The organism is Natrinema zhouii, from assembly GCF_013456555.2.
GTDB lineage: Archaea > Halobacteriota > Halobacteria > Halobacteriales > Natrialbaceae > Natrinema > Natrinema zhouii.
Window position 1 is genome coordinate 119,304 of record NZ_CP084882.1, and the last position, 23,381, is coordinate 142,684.

A 23,381-nucleotide genomic window follows, 5' to 3' on the forward strand; every position below is an offset into this window, starting at 1 on the left:
CACCGTCGGGCACGACCAAGTGCTCGTACTCGTCTGGTGGAACCGATACTCGCTCTCCCGAATCAGCGTCACGTAGAAATGTGACTCGTCAATCGCCATGTCAGTCTCCGTGACCGGCGAGTGTTCGGTCACCGCCGTGTTGGTCGTTCGACAGGCCACGGTCGAGATCTGCTAGCCGTCGCGATCGGACGGCGAGCGAACGCGGAACTGTCGGATTCGGGAGTTGGACATAGGAGAGAGTCGAGACTCGAGAGGCGTAGTTCCATCGGACAGGGGGATGAGTTATATGGAGCGGATGTTCCTCCTAGTTCCCTGTCGGCCGGACCGTTCGACCGGCCATGCGGAGTGTCCACACGGGGACGGATAGCAGTTCGGGCGAGTTTCAGAGTGCGAGGGGCATGGTTACTCCTCTTCTCGATACTGGTCTCGCAGTTCCACGACGGCGTTCACCAGCGAATTGTAGGTGATTCTGACGCCATCCTCCCCCGCGCGAATGGACTCACTCGAAACGACAACGTTCTCGCCGTCTTTGTAGAACTCAATTCCTTCTGTGGTATCCAGTAACTCGAGGTCGTCGAGATCAAGCGCTGGACATATACGACAGTCGGGACTCGAGGGGCGTAGTTCCATCGGCGAAAGGGGGTGATACGCGAGTACTGTGGGTTTGTCCCTTTTCGGCCGGTCGCACAGCCGGCCGTGTGGAGTCTCCATGTCCCGTGGGATATCGCTTCGGGCGCGACTCAGTGGATGAGAGTGCTATTCCTCGCCACCAAACCCGACGTTCTCGTCCCATCACTGTTCGAACTCGTCGGCATCGATAGTCGTCTCGAGAAAGTCACGAGCCGCGAGATGCCAGCGGGCGGCTGGTCGTATGCATATCCCCAGTGACCGCCCGCGAGTTCGATCCGGTGCTAGCCCGCCTCGCCGCTGGCCTGATTCCGAATCTGGAGTTCGATGCACGGGAACGGAAGTGGGCCACGAACGCGGCTTCGATTGAGTTGTGTGCGTTTTCGAGATCGTCGATCCCTCCGGTTGGGCGTCAGCAGCGACGGCGTCGGGGTACTTCTCCTCGAGTGCGGCGAGTATATCGGTGGCATCAGTTGGTATGTTGTCAGGTGTGCATAGCCAGAATACAATCTTTTCCCACACCACCGTTTCCGCTGTTTTCGTTAGTCTCGGACACTCTAGGCGTCCGTTTACCGGGAGTGAGCCTTCACATACAATTCACATGGCATAGAGATGAAATTCTGGCCGTTCTCACACACACAAAACAGCCGAAGTCAGAGATCTAAGGCATGAACAGTACACCGCAACCGGAACAACCGATCGATGTGGGACAGGCACAGACAGATGACCCGCTAGCAGGGCTCGCAAGTGACGAGGTCCTCCGGTGTCGAGACCCCGAGACCGGTGGGTGTGGTACTACGCTCCCGAGCGAGCGTGGTTCGGAAGTGCCATGCCTATCACGGGTTCACGCCGGAACTGGTATCGAGGACCGAAGTGGCCGATTCCGTCGGGTTCAAGGGCGTCGAGTCAGAGCCCGTCGGACAGGGAGAACTCGAGTAGGAGCGAGGTGTCAATGAATGAGCGGAACCGATAATGGCTCAGACGGGACTAATCAGTTCCCGAAAGACGATGCCTCGACTTTCTGTTCCCAAGTCTGGAACTCGGTTCCACCACACCGACACGTATTGTCCCGGTCAATAAGGCTAAACTCTCTCTCAGCAAATTTGTGCGCTTGGTGTTGGATTCCGCACGATTCGCAGATAACTGAAACCTCCACTGGTTCACTATCAGAACCCATTTATTCCGTTTTAGAACTATGTGAAGGACTACTTAAGCGTGTGTGTTTAGAATTCCGAAATCTACGACCATTACACACGACTACTGATCACTCTGAAGGAAACGATGTGTAGTGACTCAAGCCAGAGTGACCAGGTGTCCACCATCCAGACCGGGCACTTCGACGACGACGTACTCGGTGACTACCATGATCGCCCGCGACCGAAATACGAACCGGACCTCCCGGCGACCGAGGGGCGGGTAAAAGAGAAGGGGATCGACTAGAAACAGAATCACTACGCCGGTTGGAGTAATCCGGCCCAAACGTCCTACTATGAGGCGTCCATCGAGGAACCGCTGAATATCCCGATTCGAGTGAATCAGGTCCGCGACCCGCCACTATTCGGCGATCGGCGCTTTTCTGACCGCCACCTCGAGTTGAATCTCGGACCGGTCGAACGGGCGCGAGAGCTACACGACGCACTCGGGGTGGTGCTCAAGGAAGACAACCGACACGAAAAGACAGGTGAGACCAATGAGTGAGGCCGAATCCACAAACGAGAAAGGCACACAGAATGAACGCGAGACAGCCGACATCCTTGGTCGTGTCTACGGGACGGATAACGTTGATAAAGTAGACGCCTACTCGAATACCGACCCACTGGGGTTCATTGACGTGTTCGCCGTAAAAGATCCGTGGCCGGTGTGATTCGTCCAAGACAAAACGGATTGGTTCTCCGCGGCGAAGAAACGCGAATACGTCACGCGAGTCGGCCGGTTCGATGAGTCGGTCTGTGCGGAGGTGTGGGTGCGCATCGACCGCAAAGGGTGGCAAATCCATGAGTTTGACAGCGAGAACGGCATGTACTGCTACCTCAAGATAGACACCTATGATTACGACGAGACGGTTGAAACGTTCCTCGAGGGTGTCGGGTTCTACGGGGGTGACGCATAGATGTCCTCCTAGCGCGAAACCGGCGACTGCGACCGCCAGACGACCGCGACGGCGACCGAACGCGTCTCCTATCAGGAAAAGGGCGACGTGCTCGCGGTGATCGACGCGCGTCGAGTCGGGCGAGTATCAAAATTGGAGCGGAGCGATTCGTGGCGCGACACAGCGGCTCGTTAGAGCGGAACTGCGGGGTGATTCCGAACGAGTAATTTCGAGGACTACTTCACGGAAACTGAGGCGTCCCGCGAAAGCTACCTCTGAAAGTATCACGATAGTCATGGCCGCCCACGGCCGACGGCCAACCCCGATACCATCGCGTTCCGACGGGACGTGTTCGGCCACGGGTATACAATCATCATCGGGTTCAGCGGTGAATCCGAATGACCGAACCCAAACCCATCCACCGGCTCGAGGAAACGCCCGGCGGTGTCCTCGTCGTCATGAAAGATCTCTCGAATTTGTACGACTACCGCTCGGCGAACGTCCTCGAGCACGAGTACCCGACGTTGTTCACATCGTGCGTTCCGAAGAAAGGCGGTCCTAAACGAGTCCAAATCGCCAGCGCCACTCGCTTTGGTGCCGCCACCGAGTAGCAGATCCACGGCGCGAACGGCACTTATGGTCGGCCAGCGGGTCGGCGTTTGAACGAGAGGTTGTTGTCGGGGTTGTTCTATAAATCGGCGGTGAGAATTAGACCAGACCTGTCAGAAGTCCTGTCCCCATTCGCGGAGGATATCCTCGGCGTCGTCTAAGTTTTGCATACCGGCCAGATAGATTGCCTCTCGAGCGTCAAGTTTGTAGAGGTCGTCATCGAATCGGTCATTGAGGTCTCGGCGGGCTTTCTCTTCTCTGTCGTCCGTATCCGCGTAGACAAACAGTTGATGCACGTCGTCGCGGTCGTCTTTGACCTTGTCCCGACCGACTATTCTTGGTAAGTCTGACCGGTCAAACTGTCTGGTATTACCGCTAGACTGCGATTGATTTGCACCGGTTTGATCCGTCGTACTGTCGTATTGTTCGGTCAAGTCTGACCCGTCAGTCTGACTGGTGATACTGTCTGTCTCTGCTGTCTGTTCGTCCTCGTTGTCATTCGCGAACGGATCAGTTGTGCCTGATTTCATGCTGTGGCCTCGGTTGCGGCGAACTGTTCGGTGATATACTCCGCTAGTTCATCGAATTTCTCGAGAGTCGGTTGCTCGTAGTCTCGGAGGTCACGATAGGATTCGTTCTCAGCCAGCTCGTAGATCGATACCTGGTTATCCCACGCTTCGCCGAGCATTGACCCGCGTTCACCGATCGATATCGGCGCAATTGGGAGTGCTTCATCCTCGAGCGCATCGAGATACTTCTGGTTGATGTTCGTCCTACTGACCTTATTCGGGACGGTGCCGATTACGCCCACGTCGATATCACCGAGTTCGTCCTCGAATCCATTGATTACGTCCCGTAGGCCCTGAATACTACGCTCGCCTTTCGGGGACGGTTCGAACGGGATTAAGAGGTTACCTGTCGCGTAGACGGCGTTATACAGGTGTTGACCCTCCGATGCCGGCGGGTCGATCATGATTACGTCGTACTCCGAGGGTACGCCGGCGTCGACGAGCACGCGCCGAAGTTGGCGTTCCTTTTCAAATTCGTACTCTGGGTCCGGGTTCGTGTCTTCCTCGAGTTCTTGAGCTTTGGATAGGAGGTCGTCAAGAGTGCCGAGCATATTGTGACTTGGAATTACATCGACGCCCTCACTCGAGCGCACGAGATCGTCGAAGTCCCCGCGTGGTCGACCGATCATGTGCATCACGAGATTGTCCGCGTCGGCGCTCCCCTTATCGTCGTCGAGACCGAAGTGATGGGTCAGCCCGCCGTCTTGTGGGTCCATATCGATCACCAGCACCTTCTGGCCGCGGTTAACATGTGCGCGAGAGAGGGTCGCGACGAGCGTAGTCTTTCCGACGCCGCCGGCCTCCGACCACACCGTATACGGTATCATACAGGCAGAATGTCGTTCCACCCCTACATAAATACTCGGCAGACAAGCCAGTAATACTGTTTAAAACATCCAGTCTGTCTGGTCAGTATTACTAAGCAGTTTAACTCTCGAGTGGCGTTCTCCTTTCGGTAATCCGGTAATGCTCGCCGTTCGTTAGGGCGTCTATAGTAATCCCCAGAAGTCTTTGCTCACAGCACTCGATAGATCGGTAAGGGTCGACGGATAGCAGCTGGTTACGTTAGTGCGCATTGCAAAGACTTCCAGATTCTACTATAGCTCAGAAAGCGGCCATCGCCGTGACGGGTCACGTATAGGCAGACAGAACGCCGACCGATCAACGTTGGTAGACCCTCCGCAACTAGCAGACGCGACGGCTAGCGTTGGCTTCGGCTAGCGGGCTATAGCACTGTGGTGACAGTAGGCGACGACCCAATTGATTTTGGCGTTGAACTCAAGCGGCCAGCGGGCCTTGGCCCGTATGTCGCGTTCCCACGTGCGCGACACAGCCAGCATCCCCATACGCCGCGAGCGGGCATTTCCCACCTTCCGCGCCGCTCGCGGTATTTTCACAGTCGCTCCCCACAAGTTCGGTTTCAGAAGGGGGCGGAACTGGAGGGCAAGTATCCATCCCCATTCGAGTACAACGCTGAGACCGCACCGATCGATGTCGAGGCTACGGCCAAGCTGGACTACGCCGCCGATCCTGAGCAGTCACTGTCAATAGAACTCGAGGTGCCAGCCGGCGTCGCCAATAGCGTCGACCTGGAGGACGCCCTATCGGCCGTGTTGATCGAGGCCCGGATCGCTGAAGAATAGCCAGCTTCGTCGTTTTCATCTCTGTCTCGAGGCGAGTGAATCCATGCTCCGTTGAACCGGCTTTCATTCTGCTGGTTTTATCACTGATTTCAGGGAATTTGGACGCCGTCTGGCGATATGGGCTGTCTCAGGAACCTTGCACAGACATTTCAATATTTTGTCTCGATCCACGTAGAGGATCCAACGTATCCGCCGTCGCCAAAGGCGACGACGAGTACGAGAAGTCCACGAAAATCGCACTCCTTCTGCTCAAAGAGAAAACCGACAAACCGCTCCGGAAGCTTGAAGACTATCTCAACGAGATGCCCGGAATCCTTGACGTATTTGGTCTTGAGAAATCGCCGGATTACACATCGTTCAGCAAGCGGGACGGCGAGTTTCCGATGCAGGAGTCACGCTCGCGACCTTTCTTCCCGGCAGAGATGTAGAACTTATCGATCTCGACTGGGCCAACAAGATCGATGCGAGGCGCGTCGAGCGCTTCACCAGAACGCTCGACGCGCCGCCGAAGTGACCAGTAGGAGATGTCGAGTTCAGCGTCTAACTGGCGGATACTCGTGTTGAACCGGAGCAACGAGTAGAACGCGAACAACAATTGATCGAGGACGGTCTTGTCGGTGAACGTACGTCCACAATTTTTACAGCAATACCGTTGACTCTCGATATCTGCCGTACTCGATCACTAACTCAGACCGGCAGCGCGGGCACTGGAGGACCTCGCGTCAGCGAACCTGCTGGATCAGGTTCGCGGCGCTCGCCTCCGAGCGAAATATTTCAACTGGGGATATAGTCGGGTGATGCGTCAACATTACCCTTGCCCACTACGCTTTCACAGCGCCAGCTCTCCCGACCAACAATCTATTTCCGAAGAGCGTCACTAAAATACTCGCTATAGTTGGTGATCGGGGATACTGCCATTAACCAAGGCTTCCAAGTATTTAAATAAGCACCCCCCACGACTTCCAACTCATGTCTGACGTACGTCATACCATCATTTCCAACCCGACCAACCGTTCCATCCTTAAATTAGTAACACCCCATGTTTTCCAACTTACGTCGAGATGGGTCCGTTACCAGCGCTTCTAACCGTTCCATCGCTTCGAGGTATATAAAAGACGACACCCCACTGCTTCCAAGTCATTCAGTGAGTGTGGTTTGCCGGTTTGCTTTTTCACGCAGATTATCCAGATCCCCGATTTCACCGTCCTCTTCTTGCTCTAACGCATCGATCACTGTTTCAAGGGGCGTATCAAGTTTGTATTTGTTCGGTCGCCCACGTCCGCGCTGATCTCGGTTTACGTTCTTGAGAATACCGTTATCACACATTTCGAGCAGATGTTCGTGCGCTCCACGTCGAGTGAGTGGATCTCGTCCAAACTCCTCTGCCACCGACTTATAGTACTCATATATGTCTCTTGTTTGAGCGGGTGTTTTCCCCTGGGCAGAGAGATTTGTGGTCGCCAGCAAGACGTACTTCCGATGTGATGGAAGTTTACGGATGCCAGTTGTCACCTGATTTCGCTCAATGATATCCTCAGCGTTTCGCACGTGTTGTTCCTCGATACAGTCACTATCTTCTGTCTCCACTGATTCGTTCTCCGCGAGTTCAGCAGCTTTCCGGAGTAGTCGAATAGCTTGGCGAGCCGAGCCACGGTCTCGAGATGCTAGAGCCGCACAGAGTTCGATGACACCGTTTTCAGTCGTCCCCTCGTAGAACGCTTGCTCAGCGCGGCGCGAGAGAATCGAAATGAGATCACCCTGCTCGTATGCAGGGAAGTGAAGCTCGGTTTCGCAGAGCGTGTCCTTTACCCGTGCAGGGAGATCGTCTCTGAAATTGAAGTCGTTACTGATCCCGATAATACACAGCTCGGCTTCGAGTTTGTGCATTGTCTGTCCACGAGTAAGCTGATAGAGAAGTTCGCTGTCGGTGCTGAGAGTGTTCACCTCGTCGAGTACGAGAATAATATCCTCGGCTCCCTTGTTCAGGTCGTCAAAGAGTTCATCATAGACCTGTTCAGCAGGATAGCCTGTCTTACTCAGCTCAGATTTGTCCAGGTTTAGTGTCGTCAGTGGATACTCGGGATTGCGGGCCTCGTTAATGAGTTCGATCGTCGATTGGTAGGACGTATTTGCGGATGAGCAGTTGATTTCGAGGATATCCACATCGATAGCCTGTTCCTCTGCCTTGTCTCGTAAATCAGGGAGAAGAGTGCGAGTTGCGACTGTCTTGCCGACACCGGAGTGGCCGTAGAGAAAGATGTTGTCGAGATCCCAGCCCTTCAGTAGAGGGCGGAGGAGTTTCACATAGTCTTCGAGTTCCTCGTCTCGCTCTTCCAGTTTCTTGGGTTTGTGCTCGGGTTTCAGGATGCTTCGGTCTTTGATGATATGTTCGTCAAGGAACCCATCATCGTCGAAGTAGCCCATGTAACAACATCACACAGGATATCCTCATAAAACCACGCCTTCCAACTCTTCAACCCCGCACCATCACTTCCAACCAGCGGATCCCTTATAAAACACACCCCCCCCACCATTTCCAACTTCCCCGTGAGAACGAGTGGGGCCAGCTATACGTTGCTATAGAAAAAGAGAAATACTTATTGCAATAGCGATAAAACCAAACCCGCACTAGCGAAAAACGCAGCTAGATGAGAGGCTAGTTGTGTTCATTGTGTTAGGGAAACACCTGTTCCGCTATTTCCTTCTACGTGTTTCTCCCTAAGTTGGAAACGGTGGGGTGGGAGAGGTTCTTAAAAGAAACAGGAGTTGGAAGTAGCGGTTCCGTCCAGTATCTCTATACATACTTCTCACCTATCATCATGTAGGGAACAACCTCCACCTAAAATCGTAGTATCCCTTTTCGACTCATTCTTGCGCGGATGAAACGACTATCGGTCGAGAACCCGTGTCTTCCTCATCTCATCACAAAAAACGCTATTCTTTTTCGACTTGAATGCTTCATTGAATTCACAAAAGACGTAGGGGTCTCTTTTTGATTGCTCGTTCGAGGTTATAGACAGTAACGGTGAGCACGAGTTCGCGGAACGGTTTACGATAAAACTCCCCAGAGGTTAATCAGGCAGCGGACATACTTCTACCATGGCGGTACTCATCGGTACTCGTGACGGCGTCTTTCGTACAGCATCCGTTCCCGTCGACGATGTTGAACAGGTGCTTGATAGCGGTAACACACCCCGAGTCCAGACGTTTCCGGAGATCGACGGCGTGTTCGCGGCCACGAAGTCGGGATTGTATCGGTCGATGGATGATGGGCGAACATGGGAGGACCTTGGCGTTCCACAGGAGGAGGTGTACTCAGTTGTCGCCAGTCCCGACGGTGAACGACTCTACGCAGGCACCCATCCCGCGCACCTCTACGTCTCGACCGATAGCGGTGAGACATGGAACGAACTCGAGGGCTTTCAGGACCTCCCATCGCGGGACCAGTGGCATACTCCGCGCCACCGCAACGAAGCCCACGTCCGGAGTCTCGGCGTGCATCCGGAGACGCCCGACCGGATGATCACCGGTGTCGAGGTCGGCGGTGTCCACATCAGCGAGGATCAGGGCGAGACGTGGACCGAGCGCCGCGACGGCGTCCACGATGACGTCCACCACGTGCTCGTCCTCGGGGCGGACGAGTACATCGCTTCGTGCGGTGATGGCCTCTATCGCACACGCGATGCCGGGCAGTCGTGGACACGGCTCGACACCGAACTCGATCACCGATACTTCCGCGAGGCCTTCACGTTCGATGGACGGCTCTATGCAGCGGCCGCACGGAGTTCACCGGGGACATGGAGCGGTGAGAGTGGTGCCGACGCGATACTAGTGGAGTCGACGGACTCTGGCGAGACGATTGAGACCGTCTCTTACCCCGGTGGACCAGCAGAGGTGATCCTCGCATGGACTGCCGTCGACGGGGCTGTGCTGGCTGGCACCAACGACGGCCGACTCATCAGCCGCAACGAGGATGGAACGTGGACTGATGTAGGACACGTGTCAGCTAGGGTTCGATCGCTCGCAGTCCGTTGAACGGGGTACTGTACTGGTACTTCGTACTTCAATTTCGTCTGCTCCTTGTTGCGCCACTGACTGAGGCCAAGTTCATATATCACAGCACGACTAACCTGTTTGCTTGCATGAATTCTGGTATGATGGTTCAATATTATGCCGACGCTGAGGTCCAAAGTTGGCACAACCACACGATACGACTGTTGGGAACGATACATGATGTACATGGACTCTCAGTCGAAATCGACCGCATTGACGAACGATACCGCTCAATTACTGACTTTCCCGGCAAAATCAGACATCCGTCCCCTGAGGAGGTCTACAAGCGCGATCTCAAACGCAATCATGACTTGACCGAACGCATCGATCAACGACCATCAGACGCATACGCACGTTCTGGGAACTTCGATATCGCCGGTAATATCGCACTCGTTGATGATGAAGGGACCGTCCAGTGGGCCTCAACCCTCCCAGGCTACGCCAATGGATATGGCCCTGACGCTGTCCGCATGCGTCCCTCAACTCCCTCGAAGACATCGCCACTTCTCCCAACAATCGCGTATGTGTCGAGTATCTCCAACTGTTGGATGGTAATGAAACATTCTGCCCGAACTCTTATGACTGCTCCAGCACGCTCAGAGTTCCTGTAACCGTTCGATGTACCGTTCTCGGTCGAACGGTTCCTTTTCAGCCATCATCTCGGACATCTCTTCGAGCAGTACCGCCCCGACCGTATCGATGGCCTTCTCTCTGCTGTTCCCCTCTTCCATCAACCGATCAACCGCATGATTGATCGCCTCCAAATCGGCTTGCTGGAGTTGTCGTTCAACTACTGTCCGAATTTCGTCCCAAGCCGTGGGTTCAGATCGCGCATTGTGCAGTCCCCGTTCAGTAACTCAGGCGATACAAGGATATCAACGGCGAGGACCGACTGGAGCGACCGTGCGCCGAGCTATGGCAACACGTCGATGCCGCTGTTTCAATGTCGGCATTGGCGGACGTCGTGGATATCTTCAGATGAATAGCTCCTTCGCGAGGATTTATCCCCGTTATCAGCGAAGACCGCTGGTATGGACCGCGAATCCGTATCATCATCTCTGCTCGACAGCGTCGGATACGATCCGGATGAGCAGGTCTTAGAAGTGGAACTCCAGGACGGAAGCGTCTATCAGTACATCGACGTGCCAGAAGAGACGTATCGCGGATTGATGGACACAAACTCTCTCGGCCGGTATTTCAACGTCCATATCCGTGGCCACAGCTATCACCAAATCCGATGACGAGGCCAGTAGCCAAGCACAGTCATCCGGGGGCAGTCACGAGAGCACCGTGATCACCGTCTCCGACAGTGCGCTTCAATTGGAATCTGAAATCTCTGAAGACACGTGAACCGCATGAGCCTCTGCTACCTCTACGAGATCGTAGACGTGAATCCCGGTTTTGAACCACAGCACACGGTCGCTTGCCTCACCGAACTCGTCGCGAGCACAGTCCAGGTTTTCAGAGACAGCAACGACCAGGTTCTCGGCATCTGCGTGGCGAATCTTCTCGAGCTTTGACTCGAGGTACTCGGGCGTCCAGAATCCCATAATCTCGAGAATTGCTCGGCGGCCGTCAGGATGTTCGATCGCGAAATCGGGAATCAACACTTCCTCACCGATATCGAGGATATCATCCTCGCGGACTAACTTCCAATCGGTCGTCGCCCGCTCCCACTTCTGGGCCAGCGTTCGCTCGAGATCGCTGTCAAACCGTTTGCCAGCACTGTAGTGAGACTCAAGATCGTCAGTCTGATTGAGTGTGAATCGATGTGTTTCCCCTGTCGTGTCGTCGACGAGAATCTCTGCGGCCATCTCCCAGCGATCACACAGCGGTAACGCCGGCAAGAAGTTCGCCATCCGGATACCGTACTTTTGGGACTTGGAGAACAACGAGGCAGGCCCGTCCAGCACTGCTTCGTAGCCGTCGGCGAGATCAGTGCTTGCCACACGGTGCCCGTTGCTGTCGATCGGATAAATCCGGTGCATCAACCCGAACAGCTTCACGTAGCTGAATACCGTCCCGAAGTGATCCCACACGCGGATGCGCATACGCGTTGCATCGTAAAGGACCGCCTGTGCGAGTGCGAGATTGTAGCGAGTCAGCAACCACTCCACAGTGAGTGCTGTATCCTGGTAGGCTTCATCACTGCTGCCAGTCAGTTTCGTCGTTGACGGTGTCTTGTCACCAGTCTCCTGTGCTGTACTCTCATCAACGGTGCGCTCTCCCAGCCGCACGAGACGCTTGTTTTCCTCGAGGTCTGCGTACATTCCCTGGTGACACTCGGCAAGAGAGATGCCCAACTCGTCGGCGACGGTGCTATACACGTCGAGCTTCTGGGTATCCTCACCGAGTGTTGGCTGGCGAACGATTGGATACTGTTCGTTCGCGTACTCGAAGAGGTGGTGGCGGATCGTTTTAGGTTCGGTCGATGCGTGTACCTCGAATTCACACTCGTCTGTAAGGAGCTTTGCGAACCCCTGGATGATCTTGTACTCCGTATTATCGATCGTAAGTTCATTGATCGCCGCCTCGAGGTCGCCCTTGGGCTTGCCCAAGTGGGCCTCGAACAGCTCAATGAGCTCTCGAGCGGTCTCCCGGTAGCGGTTCTCGGTGGGATCGATGAACAGGGGAACGACTTCTCCGCCGGTCGTTCGTGAGCGAGCGAGATCAGCTGTCAGCACTGGAATTTACCCCCTGACGACGTTGTTGAGAGACATATCGTTCTTTCGTGTTCGCGGCGATGATCTCGTACAGTCGTGCGGGCTGTCGATCGTCTGTTGGGCGAAGAATTCGGCCAAGGCGCTGGGCGTACTGGCGTTTTGAGGCACTTCCGGAGAGGATAATTCCCACGTTGGCCGCAGGGACGTCGATTCCTTCGTCGAGGACCTGCGATGTCACGAGCATCGAGTACTCGCCAGTCCGGAAGCGCTCGAGAAGGTCGGTTCGCTCGTCAGTCGGTGTCTGATGGGTGATGCAGGGAACGATGAACTCTTGAGAGATGTCGTAGGCAAAGTCGTTGTTGGCGGTAAAGATGATGACGCGGTCATCGTGATGTTGTTTGATGAGCGTATCGAGGGTATCGAGCTTTTTGTGGGCTGTTCGGGCAATCTCCTCTGCGCGCTGTTTAGCGATCAGTGCCCGTCGCCCCTGTGAATCGTAGGACGAGCGTCTGAGAAACTCCTGATACCCTCGTTCCTTCCAGATATCGAACTCGTGGCTATCGACGTACTCACGATAGATCTCGTACTCCGTGTCGTACTGCTGGCGTTCCTCAGGTGTGAGTTCGACCTCGAGGTGGATGGTTTCGTACTCACTGAGGAACTCGCCGGCGAGCGCATCCACATTCTCTTCGTAGACGACTGGACCGAGCAGCTCTTCGAGCGTCTCGTGTTTGTCGTCGGCCCGTTCGTAGGTGGCGGTGAGTCCGAGTCGGTACGGAGCAATCATCATCTCAGGGATCTGGCGGTAGGTCGGAGCCGGTAGGTGATGCACCTCGTCGACGATGAGGAGACCGAACTGATCACCATACTCGTTGACGTAGCGATAGGCGCTGTCGTAGGTTGTGACAGTCACAGCAGTAATTTCGTGAGACCCGCCGCCGAGTACGCCGACGCCATTCGGCAGTTGGTCACCAAAGGCATTGGTCAGTGTGGCGTGCCACTGGTTCATGAGATCGATTGTCGGGACGACAACGAGTGTCGCGACGCCAGCGTCCATGATCGCTTGCAGTCCGAGAAAGGTCTTCCCGCTGCCGGTCGGCAGCACGACACTGCCCCGGCGTTCGTGCTCGCGCCAGGCCTCGAGAGCGGCCTGCTGGTAGTGACGAGGATCAACTTGAATGGTCGGTGTGAGTGCGAGATCGGGATAGGAACGGGCGCTGTCCTCGAGATCGAGAGGCTGGGATTGACGAGCGCTCTGTCGGAGGGTCGATTGGCTATCGTCACTGGAGTCAGTCTGCCACTTGTCTGCCCAGTCAAGAAGCGACCGATAGCGATAGGCCTGAGCTCGAAATTCGTCGACGCGGTCATCCCACTCTGCGTAGGGAACTCCCTCAGGTGCGTCGCGGAGCAGGAGCGTTCCGTCGTCGAACTCGAGGTTCATCCGTGACCAGTATCGTCGATCAGTGCGGTTAGCTGTGTTGAAAAAGGCGTGATAGAGCTGCCGCGAACGGTTTTACTGTACCAAGTGCGTATGTCACTCTATGACCTTCGCGTCCACGTGGGATAATTTGCTCTCCGAGTGTGAGGCGCTCAAGGATGGCGCAACACTCATCACTCCGTTATCCGAGCAGCGGATTCGAATTACGGACGTCCAAGAGCATTACATCATCGTCGAGTTCGTCGACTCAGAAAAATCTCGCCCGCTCCAGCGAGAGCAGTTCGAAACGCTCATTGACCGGGTTCGGAGCGGTATAGCTGCATTCGAACTCGATCGCCTTCCGCCAGAAGCTGATCCGTATCCAGCGGTATTGAGTCTCCACCCGCGTTTCGAGATCGACAAGCAGGCCGGAACGCTTCGTGAAACCGATGACCCAACGCCGTCTCAGTTCGTTCGAGGTGGCTCTTCTACTAGTGACGAGGAACGGACGGAGCCCGATCTTGCAGTCTACTCGGACGCGCTGTTACTGATCGATGCGCTCGAGCGCTACGACGTTTCCGAACTCGAGGATCTGGAAACCGCCTCACTGGTGAACCTCTATACGCTGCTTTCGGACGTGCAACGAGATGCCGACAATCTCCGTGGGGACGTTGCCAACGTCCTCCTCAATCGCATTCATCACGACCAGCCCGTTTACGGGCAATTCGGCTCCATTCAGCGGACCGGTCGAACGTATCGGTCGCTCCGGGACGAGGAGGAGGTCCTCGAGACGCTCGAGGAAGCCGGCATTCCTCGTGAGCGGGTCACCAGTGTTGACTCGACGAAAGTCGACGAGGCGCTCGAGGTAACCGAGGTAGCACCGACGGACGTCTACGAGATCGAAGAGCGCGAGTACGTCCGTAAGGCCGAGGTCGACGAAGAGGAGAAGGAGACGCGGCTCCAGGGCCTCAAGGACCGCCTGTCTGCGACAAAGGGGACTGAAGCCGAGGAGCTACGAGACGAGATCGAAGAGTTGGAAGAACGGATCAACGACCTCACAAGCTTTCGATCCGGTGTGGAGGTGTAAGATGACGGCCTATCGCTTCCGCGTCAAACTCGAGTGGGATCCGACCGCGCTGTGGCGTGATATCATCGTCGGCGGGGACCGAACGTTAGCGGAGTTCCAGGCCGTCATCAATGAGTCGATAGGACTCAATCAGGCCCATCTCTGGTTTTTCGGCGTGGGTCAAGACTACTGGCAAAGCAGTGTAAAGTACCAGCGTCCGGAAGAGTACGAAGATCTTCCGAGTGGCGAGGCGATGCGGTGGGACGAGACGGTCTATAACGCAAGTGAGACGACGATTACTGAGTTGGCGAGTCAGCTGGATCTCAAGGTTGGTGACCGGATTTGCTATCTCTTCGATTACGGTGACGAGTGGCAGTTCTATGGGATTCTGAAGGGGATTGCTGACGATGAACCGGGCGGCAGGCGTCCCGAAGTGGTCAACGAGAAGGGCGATTCAGTCGACCAGTATTCACTTGACGATCATCCCCGATATCAGTGATTCGAAGAGGAACTAGTCAACCACTCTTCGGAAGCACATCGATGGTGGAGAGCCCTCCGATGAACGCCACAGGAAAGTCGAGACATCGCCGGTGAAGAACTCGAGACGGGGTGTCCCATTAGGTCCACTTGAGAATCAGTCGCGACGAGATCCTTCTCCCGTATCGTCTGGAACGACAGTGAGCCCCAGCGTGTGGAAATCGTCTGGGTCGAATGTGAATACGTGCTCAATCTCGTATTCGCGAGCGAGTGCACCGCCAAGGTGATCGAAGAACGCGATCTCCTGGTCGTCATAGTCGACGAAGCGCTCGTGAGCCGCGTCGAACATGGCATCAGTCACGGGGACCACATTGATCGTCTCTGAAGCTCGGATCTCCTCGAGTGTCGAGACAGCGTGATGGTGGCTCTTCCGATAGAGGATCACGGTTGCGAGCTCGGCGAGCACGTATCGGCTCGTGAAAATCGGCCCATACTTACCAGCCCGAATCGTGTCGAACACAGCTGAGGCTCGAGCGTGGTTGGCGTCGTCCTCGACAAACGCCGCATAAAAACCGCCCGTATCGACGAATAACGGAGTGGGTGTGCCCTGGCTCATGCCGACCCGGCGTCACCATAGAGGATATCGTCGATGTTCTCGGAGGTGTTGGTTGGCTCTCCCGCTTCGAAGGTCTCGCGATCAAATATCGAATCGTCTGGGTTGACGTCGCAAATCGTTGCTTCACTCGCCTGCTCGCTCTCGGTGGAGAGCCACCACACGACAGCTCTCCCCCCGACCTTTGATTTCTCGAGCGCACCGTCATCGGCGAGGCGTTGGAGCCGTCGATAGGCCTGCGAGCGATCAATACCGAACTGATCACCGACTGACTGTGCTGTCTGGATTGGGCGATCCTCGCGAGCAATGAACGCGAGGATCTCCTCGTCCGTCACCGATGGTGAATATTCGCCTCGGTCATTTCGGCTCATGTCTCTCACTACGTAGTGCACCGGCATAAATCTGCGCACCACAAAGTGTACCGGTAGACGTAACACAGCACACTACGCAGTGGAGGCAGAGACAGTCTACTCAGAGGTCGACGCCCTCAAAACACTCCAAGAGTTCGACGACGTTGGGACGACAAGTGAGGTCGCCGAGGAGGTGGAATGCGTACGCCGAACGGCGTACAACAAGCTCTTTTCGATCGAGGGTACGTCGGCTGCTCTCGGGACGACCGATTACAAATTCACTCGGTGGAGCCTTTTGGATTGACGGGTGCGATATACTTGTTCTTCCAGGAATTTCCTTCGCGCCACTGCCAGTAGTAATATTTGTAGCCGGGTTTCGTCTCCTTGATCGTGATGTATGCTCCACTGGTAGCTACATCTTCATAATCAGAGGGGGCGGTCGAAATCCCGCGTTCTTCGAGGGTGGTCTGTTCATCGTCAGTGATCGAGTCACGTTCTCGAGTTTCGGTGATTTCGCGCTCGCGTTCGGCGCGTTTCCACCGGGCAAGTTGCTCAGCATATGTACTCACTTGGTCGAGACGGTCGGGTGGCTGGCGTTCCAGTGGCTTGCGGAGGGTCTTTGGGAGATCTGGTGGCTCTGGTTTCTCTGTGGTCATCCCAATTCTGAGTTACCCCACACCACATAGAATCATATACATTGTGGGGTAACATCCTAGCCACTTGCCCAGGTAACTATATGTGATCGGACACAAACTGTCGGATGATATGCGTCGTCGAGTCCTCACTGGGCCAAGCACCACTTTCGCCGGGATCGGGATGGCCGGGTATCCTGGCTCGGGCACTGACGGAAGTGTGATCGAGGGGACGCAACTACTCGAGGGCGACCCCGAATGAGCGCACTCGAGGCGCAGATTGAGTCACGCTATGACGATCCCGACACGTATTCGGGGAATCGTCCGCCAGATTGGGAAGCCCGTCGAAAGACGGTTTACCGACATGACGACTGGACGTGCCAATCGTGCGGTCGCCAAAGCGGTCCGCACGTGTATACGGTTGGGTCACTGCGAGCGACTGTACGCGGGATTTTTGCAGCGCTGGCAATCGCTCTGTGGGCTGTCCTCGTTGTTCGGGGAATCGCTTTCTCCGCCGGATACGCCCCGATGGCAGTGGAGAGAGAGGCTGCCCTCTTGGTGGGAGCGACACTGCTGGGTAGTCTGGTAGTCGTCTCGAAACCATTCCTTGTCACGAGTGTGCTGGGAATCGTGGCCGCTGCCATGACGGTGTTTGCCTGGACCGACTTTGGATTGAGCCCCGAATTCGGACTCATTGGGGCGATCACGTGGCCGCCAGTCATCCTTGGAGCATGGGCAATTGCCTGTGACTACATTCAGTGATCGTCAGACTTATACTCATCTACCCATCTAGGATTAAATCTAAATACTAGCACCTAAGAGAGCGAGTATGGCACGCAAAATGAAAGGTGCCCGAGTCCTGATCGCCCTGTTCGCTTTCATTGCAACTACTGGGATAGCTGCTGCCCAGCAGAGCGAGATCAACAATTCCTTGTCGGAGATTGAGTCATTCGTCGCAACAACACTTGGCCAGATCGGTGTCATCGTCTTTCTCGTTGGTGCTGCTGCCTGGTTCGTCTCCCGCAAACATGCCGACCGTGCCCAGTGGGGCTGGCGAGGTATGTGGGGCGGCGCTGGGATGATCGTCCTCTCAGTTAGCTACAACGTGTTCGTGACGCTCTTCGAAAACCTCGCTCCGGGGATGGTCACACCCTGGATCGTCTTCTAAGTAGCACCCAATAGAATCACGACTTACCCCCAATCGATCCCCTTTCACCCCACCACGAATGGATGGTCAACGATTGTCGCTTGTACTGCTGCTCGTTGTCTCCCTGGCACTTTCAATTAGTGGTGCAGCGACGATGTCCACCGCGGAGACGACGGCCAACGACACAGACGTCTTTATCTCCGATAAACCGGATCCCGAAGCTGGCTCAGTCCCACCGTTCGTACTCCCAGACCTCGAGGACGTCGACGAAGTAGAGAATATCTCGGTAGCGGAGCTGAGTCAAATACGCGATTTCCACTATTCGACGACCCAACCCCCGTATCAGGTCGGCCCGGACCAGCGGACACTGCGTGAGTACCGGCTTGAGCAACTCGAGTCGATCGAGCGCAACGAGTCGACGAGTCTCTGGCTCCCCGACTCGGAACGCTCGAACGGCACGGTCGTAACAGACGCTCACGTAACGATCCTTGGAACCGAAGAAGGGACCCAGACCCGTCTGGAGTCTGAAGCAGGTACCCAAGACGACACCGAGAGTGAGTTATTGTTGGTACCGCGTGACGGGACGGTCCTCACCCACCTTGATTATGCGACTCGCATCCCGGAGGGGACCTGCGTCACGACCGATCAGACCCGGACCTGCCTCAATGTCACACTCCTCGATCAAGAAACCGACCGGACACTCGAGATTGGGTCCCAATCCTGGAGTGGTGATCCAGAGACGCCTCACCAGCTCGACTACGCGGACGCGAACGCGAGCGGGGCGACAACGCTGGAGGTGGAAGCGACGATCACCTCGAGGCTTGCAGTCCAGGAGACCACCTACGTCCGTGAGGGGACTGACTGGGTGCTGTCGAATACCACCAACAATGAGACGCTCGAACTCTCCCACACGGTCCAAGACGAGGCTCCCGTTGTCGTCACGACGAACCAAGAGCTATCGATCGAGCAGACGATCATCGAATCAGACGACGGTATCGACCGGCTCATCCTCGAGTTCGATGGCCCGGAGACGCTCCATGACCGTCGGCTCTGGAATACTGCGACGTTCGAAGAAGGCGCCGGCAAGATTGAGAATATCTGGGGCGTCTACTCACAGCGCCAGTATGAGAACGCCACACGGGGTCATCGGCCAGGTGATGAGCTACTGATATCGCCGGATCAAACCGAGTCCAATACGACGGTACCAGTGCTCAACGACGCATCGTCGGGAGTGTCGACAGAGAATGAGACGCTCGAGCAACTACCAGCGCCAGCGACCCAACAGGAGACCGTTCCGTTCCCGAACATCCTCGAGAAGCAACTCGCCGCACAGCGAGAGGACCCCACGCTTGAAGGGGAACCAACCAACCTCGTAAACCCACCAGAACTAGCTAGTTCGAACAGCTTCAGCTTTGCATCCGAGCCAGCACCACTCGATGAAGATGTCAATCTCTCCTCGATCGAACCGCGTGGACAGACAACGCTCACCATCACAAACGCAGCACAGCCGATCACCGAGGTTCGCGATATCCACGGCGATCCAATCCCGGTGTCGACACAGACTGTCCAAGAGCGCGACGCCCAGCTCGAGACGGCGATCCTCAACGACACGTACGCAGAGCTACACCTGTTCGAGGGGGAGACCGGCGAAGCGCTTGGCAACGAGACACTCTGGCTCCATGGGGCTGCCCAGGGACAAGTGACGACCGATTCGGACGGAACCGCAGTCGTCGAACGGCGTGACCTCTACGTGACGGCTTCGTTCACGGGCGAGACTGATCCAGCGGAAGAGGTGTACTACAGTCCAGCTGAGGCACAGATTACGTTCCAGCCAGAGGCGTTCAACATCTACCAGCTACTGATGAGCTTCACTGGGGCGTTCGTCTCGATCATCGCATTTGTGATCTTGTACATTCCGTTCGCGTATATGAGAGGTACAAACAAATGACTGTTCGAACCCGACCCAGCACAGTGAGACTGAACAGCCCCTCTACGGCAGCCACGCCCATAACAGAGATCCCATCCAACCCATGACCGGATTCAGATTGCCCGTTTCGATCACAAGCATCACAGAAAGCGTTGACCCCACGATACTGGTGTTAGCCCAGAAGAGCAGTGCCTTCCTTCCAGTTGACGGCGTCCCCCTCACCGTCGCGTTTATCTCCGGCTGGGTCTCGGACTTTTTCACCTATATCCTGTCCGGAATTATTGGGTTCATCAGTAGCCTCATTGCGAACGGCATTCGTTCATTCATTATCTTTGATAGCCCCTATAATGACCCGACGATGCAGGGTGCCTTCCAGCACAATCTGGATATCTTCCCTCAACTGCTGGTGATCGTCTTCATGGCTGGGATCGCCTCCAAGCCGTTCGCCGATCGACGTGAGGTGACGAATTTCATGCTGGTCTGGAAAACGTTGAAGGTGATCATCTTCGTGGCCGTTGCCCGCCAGATCATGCACTTTAGTCTCCTTTTGACGAATGCGATCATTCTGCATGTCTATGCCGATGATTATGGCGCTGCGTTCGGCCCAAAGATTCTCGAGGCTGGATTCGGCGGGACAGCCGCGCTGGGCGCTGGTGCCATCATCGGTGGGATCATCATTAGCTTAGTCTCCGTCGCGGGTATCTTGCTCGCCCTCGGGGTCTTTGTGTTTCGCGAGTTCTTGTTCCACGCGACGTTCATTTTGCTCCCGATTCTGGGGGCTATGTTGTACCTGGATTTCGGTCCACTTCGCCACAGTTCGGCGATCGCGAAAACGCTCTTGCGGGCGACAGCGTACATGCTACTCGCAGGAATCGTGATGGCCGGGCTGTTGCAGACAGGTGCGGCAGCCGTCGGGGCGTATTCGGATGTCGCTGTCCAGGGCGAGCAAGCAACTGAGGCAGAGTTTGGCGAACTTATCGAAGCAATGCTCTTCTGGCTGATCGGGCTGGTCGCCCCCGCGGCCGTCGGGCTGAAAGCAGCCATGATGGCGGGGATGTCGCCGAGAGGCCTCGGTCGGAGTGCAAAGAGCAGCTCGAGTTCTCAAACGCAATCCTCTTCATCGACCCAATCGGGTGGGAAGTCGCGACGCACTAAACTGATGGAGCAGGCGAGGTACGGAGGAGCGAAAGGAGCCAGATGGGGCGACAGAAAGACAGGTGGAAGGGCGAGCAGTGCTGCCAGCAGCGTGGGATCACGCGTCGGCCAAACGAAAGCAGCAGTTGGGAGTGCAGCCACGTCGAAAGCCCCGCGCTTAGTTGATGCAGGCAAAGGACTAGGCTCTGGTGCGAAAAGAGGCGGGAAGCGCGCAGCTTCAGACGCAAAAGCTGGCGTCTCCTACGGACCTCGAAACCTTCACAAATCACCGACCGAGTGGGCGGCGGCCGGATTAGAACGATATCGGGAAAACCCTGTTATCGACACGTCGACTCGGCAATCGACTAGCGACGGGACAGTCGAATCCAGCACCAATGCTGCCGACACATCGCCAGACACGGAATCGAATCAACAGACACTGGATAAATACGACAACAACAATAACTAACGGAAAATGGACAGAACATCCCAATCAAAGAGTCTCCTGAAGAAAGCCGTTATCGGTAGCATTTCTTTCAGCCTCTTTACAGCGAATTATGTAGCTGCTCCACTGGGAATTATTTGGATTGTCGCATATTTTTCCGACCCGATTATAGCGCTGATCGCAATCGTTGCGATTTGGATGGTTCCATCCTTCACTGCAGAGCTCTTGACTGCTGGTATCTACCCACTTTATAGAGGAGAGACTAAACAAGCAGATCGGCTCTGGTTGGTTGGAATCTTCATTGGTACAGCGATATTGACGGCAATGTGGTTTCTCCCAGCCTGGGAAAACAACTGGCCCGTTCTCGCGAGCATCCTTGCGCCGATTCGAGTCTCTGCCATGTTTGAAAGCTCTTGGTATATGGGAGCCAGTTGGCTCGCGTGTGTTCCACTGATGCTGTCAATGGGTGTTGGAACCGTTACAGCTGATCCCGAGGAGAAAACCTCGACAGGAGAAGGGGAGCAAACAGACGCAGTGGATTCGACTGCCCAGAGAGAGAAAGCCGAGACCAAACCCAAGACGTCCCACTCCAGCGATGGAGCGGCTCAAGAACAATCCACTCCTTCTCAACTTCAATATGGCTGGCAGTCTGCGCCTGACACAGGATTTGCGGACGTTGGTGGGATGGAGCCACTCAAAACGGAGATCGAGCGCTCGGCGATCCGGCCGCTGACCCGGCTCGATGCCGCTTACGAACGCTTCAACATTTCCCCACCGAACGGGATCCTCTTCTACGGCCCACCTGGGACGGGCAAGACGCTGTTCGCTCGAGCCATCGCCGGCGAACTCGGCCACCCGTATCTCGAGCTCTCGGCGGGCGATATCAAATCACGCTGGGTCAATAAGTCCACCGAGCAGGTCAACCGACTGTTTGAGGAGGCCCAACAGTTCGATCGGTGTGTGATCTTTATCGACGAGATCGATGCGCTGCTCGCTTCCCGTGAAAGCGACGTCAATCGCGAGCATACCCAGGTCGTCAACGAGTTCCTCGCTCATCTGGACGCCGACGATCCGAATTACCTCGTGATCGCAGCGACGAACCGCGTTGAACTCCTTGATGACGCGGCTACTCGCCGGGGTCGCTTTGACCAGCAGTACGAACTCGGACTTCCAGATCGCGACGCTCGAGAGGCCATTTTCCGCGTCCGGCTCGACGAACTGCCGACGGACCTTGACAACAACGCATACAGGAAGATGGCCGACCAGACAGAAGGGGTCAGTAGCGCAGATATCGCTGGGGTTGTCGACGACGCCGCGATGCGTGCCGCCGAACGCGACGCTGACGAACTCACGCTCGAGGATCTCCACATGTCGCTCCCAGACCAGCCAGACCATCAGTCTTGAGACCGTGCCCAGCAAGAGGTAGATTGGAACCGCAAGATCGTTCAAAATTGGCACGTCATTGGAATATCAAAATCGGGAGTAACTTTTAACTAGATATCCCTAAGACGTACAGATTGCCTATGGAAACATTCCCTATCGCAGGGCGTGTCGTTAATACGAAGTTGGTTTTCGGGTTGACCGCCCGAGAAGCCGGCGAGGTTCTCGTGGTTCCGTTCCTGGCCATGGGTATCGCCCAAAGCCTCGGATTCACTGGGACACTGTTCTTGGGTGCCGGCGGGATTGGACTCGCCATCGGCATCCTCGTCTTGCTGGTTTCCCCCGCCGGGCAGCGACCGATCAGCTACGCCCGTGCCGCCGCCGAGTACCATCTCGGCTCGAACGAGTACCACAACCGGAGCACGCGCCCCGATCCAGAGACGCCCGTCGCCCAGGACGTCGTCTACGTTCGGCAGGCTGGCCTCGATATCGAGACGATCGAAGCCGAGCAGGAAGCGGAAGCCGACGGACGGTGATTGA

Annotated in this window: 30 protein-coding genes and 2 pseudogenes; 21 read left to right on the forward strand and 11 right to left on the reverse strand. The window is 55.8% G+C overall.

The annotated features are described in order from the left end of the window. Positions 1-402: 402 nt before the first annotated feature. Positions 403-711 carry a hypothetical protein gene (locus tag HYG81_RS38120; RefSeq protein WP_226777823.1) on the reverse strand — a complete coding sequence of 103 codons (309 nt, stop codon included), beginning with the start codon at positions 709-711 and terminating at the stop codon, positions 403-405. Between the two features lie 36 nt (positions 712-747). Between HYG81_RS38120 and HYG81_RS38125 the strand changes: the two genes are divergently transcribed. From HYG81_RS38125 to HYG81_RS38150, 6 genes are all read left to right on the forward strand, one after another. Beyond that, positions 748-888, forward strand: a complete 141-nt coding sequence (locus tag HYG81_RS38125; protein ID WP_226777824.1) for a hypothetical protein — start codon at positions 748-750, stop codon at positions 886-888. 528 nt (positions 889-1,416) lie between these two features. Beyond that, entirely contained in the window at positions 1,417-1,566 is a 150-nt protein-coding gene (locus tag HYG81_RS38130) for a hypothetical protein (protein ID WP_226777825.1), read from the forward strand. A 342-nt stretch (positions 1,567-1,908) separates the two neighbouring features. Further along, the gene (locus HYG81_RS38135) at positions 1,909-2,067 is read left to right on the forward strand and encodes a hypothetical protein (RefSeq protein WP_226777826.1); all 159 of its coding nucleotides are present in this window, start codon (positions 1,909-1,911) and stop codon (positions 2,065-2,067) included. 250 nt (positions 2,068-2,317) lie between these two features. Then, the gene (locus HYG81_RS38140) at positions 2,318-2,491 is read left to right on the forward strand and encodes a hypothetical protein (protein ID WP_226777827.1); all 174 of its coding nucleotides are present in this window, start codon (positions 2,318-2,320) and stop codon (positions 2,489-2,491) included. Between the two features lie 99 nt (positions 2,492-2,590). Further along, positions 2,591-2,737: a hypothetical protein gene (locus tag HYG81_RS38145; RefSeq protein ID WP_226777828.1), complete on the forward strand. Its 147-nt coding sequence runs from the start codon at positions 2,591-2,593 to the stop codon at positions 2,735-2,737. Between the two features lie 377 nt (positions 2,738-3,114). After that, positions 3,115-3,327 carry a hypothetical protein gene (locus HYG81_RS38150; protein WP_226777829.1) on the forward strand — a complete coding sequence of 71 codons (213 nt, stop codon included), beginning with the start codon at positions 3,115-3,117 and terminating at the stop codon, positions 3,325-3,327. A 111-nt stretch (positions 3,328-3,438) separates the two neighbouring features. Here the strand turns inward: HYG81_RS38150 and HYG81_RS38155 are convergent, their stop codons facing one another. After that, positions 3,439-3,621, reverse strand: coding sequence for a DUF7970 domain-containing protein (locus HYG81_RS38155; protein WP_226777830.1), 183 nt, complete (start codon positions 3,619-3,621; stop codon positions 3,439-3,441). 230 nt (positions 3,622-3,851) lie between these two features. After that, positions 3,852-4,721: a ParA family protein gene (locus tag HYG81_RS38160; RefSeq protein ID WP_226777831.1), complete on the reverse strand. Its 870-nt coding sequence runs from the start codon at positions 4,719-4,721 to the stop codon at positions 3,852-3,854. A 411-nt stretch (positions 4,722-5,132) separates the two neighbouring features. On the opposite strand from HYG81_RS38160, the gene HYG81_RS38165 reads away from it, so the two are divergent. Both HYG81_RS38165 and HYG81_RS38170 read left to right on the forward strand, forming a co-directional pair. Beyond that, positions 5,133-5,537, forward strand: a complete 405-nt coding sequence (locus HYG81_RS38165; protein WP_226777832.1) for a hypothetical protein — start codon at positions 5,133-5,135, stop codon at positions 5,535-5,537. 117 nt (positions 5,538-5,654) lie between these two features. Continuing rightward, positions 5,655-5,935 (forward strand): annotated as a pseudogene (locus HYG81_RS38170) (IS5/IS1182 family transposase); the annotation flags it as partial. Here HYG81_RS38170 and HYG81_RS38175 read toward each other — a convergent pair. Together HYG81_RS38175 and HYG81_RS38180 are read right to left on the reverse strand one after the other, a co-directional pair. Then, positions 5,929-6,325, reverse strand: a pseudogene (locus HYG81_RS38175) (transposase); the annotation flags it as partial. The pseudogenes HYG81_RS38170 and HYG81_RS38175 overlap by 7 nt on opposite strands. Before the next feature lie 349 nt (positions 6,326-6,674). Further along, on the reverse strand, positions 6,675-7,961 hold the full coding sequence (locus HYG81_RS38180; RefSeq protein ID WP_226777833.1) for a Cdc6/Cdc18 family protein: 1,287 nt from the start codon (positions 7,959-7,961) through the stop codon (positions 6,675-6,677). Positions 7,962-8,636: 675 nt separating this feature from the next. Between HYG81_RS38180 and HYG81_RS38185 the strand changes: the two genes are divergently transcribed. After that, positions 8,637-9,572, forward strand: a complete 936-nt coding sequence (locus HYG81_RS38185; RefSeq protein ID WP_226777834.1) for a WD40/YVTN/BNR-like repeat-containing protein — start codon at positions 8,637-8,639, stop codon at positions 9,570-9,572. 122 nt (positions 9,573-9,694) lie between these two features. Beyond that, positions 9,695-10,201 carry a DUF8045 domain-containing protein gene (locus tag HYG81_RS46090; RefSeq protein ID WP_486641986.1) on the forward strand — a complete coding sequence of 169 codons (507 nt, stop codon included), beginning with the start codon at positions 9,695-9,697 and terminating at the stop codon, positions 10,199-10,201. Here the strand turns inward: HYG81_RS46090 and HYG81_RS45460 are convergent. Then, positions 10,187-10,321 carry a hypothetical protein gene (locus HYG81_RS45460; protein ID WP_255647775.1) on the reverse strand — a complete coding sequence of 45 codons (135 nt, stop codon included), beginning with the start codon at positions 10,319-10,321 and terminating at the stop codon, positions 10,187-10,189. The genes HYG81_RS46090 and HYG81_RS45460 overlap by 15 nt on opposite strands. A gap of 300 nt (positions 10,322-10,621) precedes the next feature. Between HYG81_RS45460 and HYG81_RS38195 the strand changes: the two genes are divergently transcribed. Further along, positions 10,622-10,831: a KTSC domain-containing protein gene (locus HYG81_RS38195; protein ID WP_226777835.1), complete on the forward strand. Its 210-nt coding sequence runs from the start codon at positions 10,622-10,624 to the stop codon at positions 10,829-10,831. A 75-nt stretch (positions 10,832-10,906) separates the two neighbouring features. Here the strand turns inward: HYG81_RS38195 and HYG81_RS38200 are convergent, their stop codons facing one another. After that, positions 10,907-12,274 carry a DUF790 family protein gene (locus HYG81_RS38200; RefSeq protein WP_226777836.1) on the reverse strand — a complete coding sequence of 456 codons (1,368 nt, stop codon included), beginning with the start codon at positions 12,272-12,274 and terminating at the stop codon, positions 10,907-10,909. Beyond that, positions 12,261-13,694: a DEAD/DEAH box helicase family protein gene (locus tag HYG81_RS38205; RefSeq protein WP_226777837.1), complete on the reverse strand. Its 1,434-nt coding sequence runs from the start codon at positions 13,692-13,694 to the stop codon at positions 12,261-12,263. The genes HYG81_RS38200 and HYG81_RS38205 overlap by 14 nt, the downstream gene beginning before the upstream one ends. 100 nt (positions 13,695-13,794) lie before the next feature. Between HYG81_RS38205 and HYG81_RS38210 the strand changes: the two genes are divergently transcribed. Together HYG81_RS38210 and HYG81_RS38215 are read left to right on the forward strand one after the other, a co-directional pair. Continuing rightward, on the forward strand, positions 13,795-14,757 hold the full coding sequence (locus HYG81_RS38210) for a DUF7983 family protein (protein ID WP_226777838.1): 963 nt from the start codon (positions 13,795-13,797) through the stop codon (positions 14,755-14,757). Between the two features lies 1 nt (position 14,758). After that, positions 14,759-15,235, forward strand: coding sequence for an IS1096 element passenger TnpR family protein (locus HYG81_RS38215; protein WP_226777839.1), 477 nt, complete (start codon positions 14,759-14,761; stop codon positions 15,233-15,235). 135 nt (positions 15,236-15,370) lie between these two features. Here the strand turns inward: HYG81_RS38215 and HYG81_RS38220 are convergent, their stop codons facing one another. After that, on the reverse strand, positions 15,371-15,829 hold the full coding sequence (locus HYG81_RS38220; protein ID WP_226777840.1) for a type II toxin-antitoxin system VapC family toxin: 459 nt from the start codon (positions 15,827-15,829) through the stop codon (positions 15,371-15,373). Then, positions 15,826-16,197, reverse strand: coding sequence for a helix-turn-helix domain-containing protein (locus HYG81_RS38225; RefSeq protein ID WP_226777841.1), 372 nt, complete (start codon positions 16,195-16,197; stop codon positions 15,826-15,828). The genes HYG81_RS38220 and HYG81_RS38225 overlap by 4 nt, the downstream gene beginning before the upstream one ends. A gap of 79 nt (positions 16,198-16,276) precedes the next feature. On the opposite strand from HYG81_RS38225, the gene HYG81_RS38230 reads away from it, so the two are divergent. Then, positions 16,277-16,480 (forward strand): hypothetical protein, encoded by a 204-nt coding sequence (locus HYG81_RS38230; RefSeq protein WP_226777842.1) that lies wholly within the window; start codon positions 16,277-16,279, stop codon positions 16,478-16,480. Here the strand turns inward: HYG81_RS38230 and HYG81_RS38235 are convergent. Next, on the reverse strand, positions 16,455-16,832 hold the full coding sequence (locus HYG81_RS38235; RefSeq protein ID WP_226777843.1) for a hypothetical protein: 378 nt from the start codon (positions 16,830-16,832) through the stop codon (positions 16,455-16,457). The genes HYG81_RS38230 and HYG81_RS38235 overlap by 26 nt on opposite strands. A gap of 109 nt (positions 16,833-16,941) precedes the next feature. On the opposite strand from HYG81_RS38235, the gene HYG81_RS45465 reads away from it, so the two are divergent. From HYG81_RS45465 to HYG81_RS38265, 7 genes are all read left to right on the forward strand, one after another. Continuing rightward, positions 16,942-17,070: a hypothetical protein gene (locus tag HYG81_RS45465; protein ID WP_255647766.1), complete on the forward strand. Its 129-nt coding sequence runs from the start codon at positions 16,942-16,944 to the stop codon at positions 17,068-17,070. A gap of 266 nt (positions 17,071-17,336) precedes the next feature. After that, positions 17,337-17,570 (forward strand): hypothetical protein, encoded by a 234-nt coding sequence (locus tag HYG81_RS38240; protein WP_226777844.1) that lies wholly within the window; start codon positions 17,337-17,339, stop codon positions 17,568-17,570. A gap of 67 nt (positions 17,571-17,637) precedes the next feature. Then, a complete protein-coding gene (locus HYG81_RS38245) occupies positions 17,638-17,976 on the forward strand; it encodes a hypothetical protein (RefSeq protein ID WP_226777845.1) in 339 nt (112 codons plus the stop codon). 133 nt (positions 17,977-18,109) lie between these two features. Then, positions 18,110-19,903 (forward strand): DUF8186 domain-containing protein, encoded by a 1,794-nt coding sequence (locus HYG81_RS38250; RefSeq protein ID WP_226777846.1) that lies wholly within the window; start codon positions 18,110-18,112, stop codon positions 19,901-19,903. Between the two features lie 82 nt (positions 19,904-19,985). Further along, entirely contained in the window at positions 19,986-21,485 is a 1,500-nt protein-coding gene (locus tag HYG81_RS38255; RefSeq protein WP_226777847.1) for a TrbL/VirB6 family protein, read from the forward strand. 660 nt (positions 21,486-22,145) lie between these two features. Continuing rightward, positions 22,146-22,865 (forward strand): ATP-binding protein, encoded by a 720-nt coding sequence (locus tag HYG81_RS38260; RefSeq protein ID WP_226777848.1) that lies wholly within the window; start codon positions 22,146-22,148, stop codon positions 22,863-22,865. 119 nt (positions 22,866-22,984) lie between these two features. Next, complete coding sequence (locus HYG81_RS38265) at positions 22,985-23,377, forward strand: hypothetical protein (RefSeq protein ID WP_226777849.1); 393 nt, start codon at positions 22,985-22,987, stop codon at positions 23,375-23,377. Positions 23,378-23,381: the final 4 nt, after the last annotated feature.

What these genes read in the sequence shown, in the direction of transcription:
- HYG81_RS38150 (WP_226777829.1), top strand. Translation starts at nt 3,115, where the DNA reads ATGACCGAACCCAAACCCATCCACCGGCTCGAGGAAACGCCCGGCGGT.
- HYG81_RS38225 (WP_226777841.1), bottom strand. Translation starts at nt 16,197, where the DNA reads ATGAGCCGAAATGACCGAGGCGAATATTCACCATCGGTGACGGACGAG.
- HYG81_RS45460 (WP_255647775.1), bottom strand. Translation starts at nt 10,321, where the DNA reads ATGGAAGAGGGGAACAGCAGAGAGAAGGCCATCGATACGGTCGGGGCG.
- HYG81_RS38180 (WP_226777833.1), bottom strand. Translation starts at nt 7,961, where the DNA reads ATGGGCTACTTCGACGATGATGGGTTCCTTGACGAACATATCATCAAA.
- HYG81_RS38185 (WP_226777834.1), top strand. Translation starts at nt 8,637, where the DNA reads ATGGCGGTACTCATCGGTACTCGTGACGGCGTCTTTCGTACAGCATCC.
- HYG81_RS38120 (WP_226777823.1), bottom strand. Translation starts at nt 711, where the DNA reads ATGGAGACTCCACACGGCCGGCTGTGCGACCGGCCGAAAAGGGACAAA.
- HYG81_RS38160 (WP_226777831.1), bottom strand. Translation starts at nt 4,721, where the DNA reads ATGATACCGTATACGGTGTGGTCGGAGGCCGGCGGCGTCGGAAAGACT.
- HYG81_RS38195 (WP_226777835.1), top strand. Translation starts at nt 10,622, where the DNA reads ATGGACCGCGAATCCGTATCATCATCTCTGCTCGACAGCGTCGGATAC.
- HYG81_RS38125 (WP_226777824.1), top strand. Translation starts at nt 748, where the DNA reads ATGAGAGTGCTATTCCTCGCCACCAAACCCGACGTTCTCGTCCCATCA.
- HYG81_RS46090 (WP_486641986.1), top strand. Translation starts at nt 9,695, where the DNA reads ATGGTTCAATATTATGCCGACGCTGAGGTCCAAAGTTGGCACAACCAC.
- HYG81_RS38205 (WP_226777837.1), bottom strand. Translation starts at nt 13,694, where the DNA reads ATGAACCTCGAGTTCGACGACGGAACGCTCCTGCTCCGCGACGCACCT.
- HYG81_RS38260 (WP_226777848.1), top strand. Translation starts at nt 22,146, where the DNA reads ATGGAGCCACTCAAAACGGAGATCGAGCGCTCGGCGATCCGGCCGCTG.
- HYG81_RS38215 (WP_226777839.1), top strand. Translation starts at nt 14,759, where the DNA reads ATGACGGCCTATCGCTTCCGCGTCAAACTCGAGTGGGATCCGACCGCG.
- HYG81_RS38210 (WP_226777838.1), top strand. Translation starts at nt 13,795, where the DNA reads ATGACCTTCGCGTCCACGTGGGATAATTTGCTCTCCGAGTGTGAGGCG.
- HYG81_RS38265 (WP_226777849.1), top strand. Translation starts at nt 22,985, where the DNA reads ATGGAAACATTCCCTATCGCAGGGCGTGTCGTTAATACGAAGTTGGTT.
- HYG81_RS38135 (WP_226777826.1), top strand. Translation starts at nt 1,909, where the DNA reads ATGTGTAGTGACTCAAGCCAGAGTGACCAGGTGTCCACCATCCAGACC.
- HYG81_RS38140 (WP_226777827.1), top strand. Translation starts at nt 2,318, where the DNA reads ATGAGTGAGGCCGAATCCACAAACGAGAAAGGCACACAGAATGAACGC.
- HYG81_RS38245 (WP_226777845.1), top strand. Translation starts at nt 17,638, where the DNA reads ATGGCACGCAAAATGAAAGGTGCCCGAGTCCTGATCGCCCTGTTCGCT.
- HYG81_RS38220 (WP_226777840.1), bottom strand. Translation starts at nt 15,829, where the DNA reads ATGAGCCAGGGCACACCCACTCCGTTATTCGTCGATACGGGCGGTTTT.
- HYG81_RS45465 (WP_255647766.1), top strand. Translation starts at nt 16,942, where the DNA reads ATGCGTCGTCGAGTCCTCACTGGGCCAAGCACCACTTTCGCCGGGATC.
- HYG81_RS38250 (WP_226777846.1), top strand. Translation starts at nt 18,110, where the DNA reads ATGTCCACCGCGGAGACGACGGCCAACGACACAGACGTCTTTATCTCC.
- HYG81_RS38255 (WP_226777847.1), top strand. Translation starts at nt 19,986, where the DNA reads ATGACCGGATTCAGATTGCCCGTTTCGATCACAAGCATCACAGAAAGC.
- HYG81_RS38240 (WP_226777844.1), top strand. Translation starts at nt 17,337, where the DNA reads ATGGCAGTGGAGAGAGAGGCTGCCCTCTTGGTGGGAGCGACACTGCTG.
- HYG81_RS38235 (WP_226777843.1), bottom strand. Translation starts at nt 16,832, where the DNA reads ATGACCACAGAGAAACCAGAGCCACCAGATCTCCCAAAGACCCTCCGC.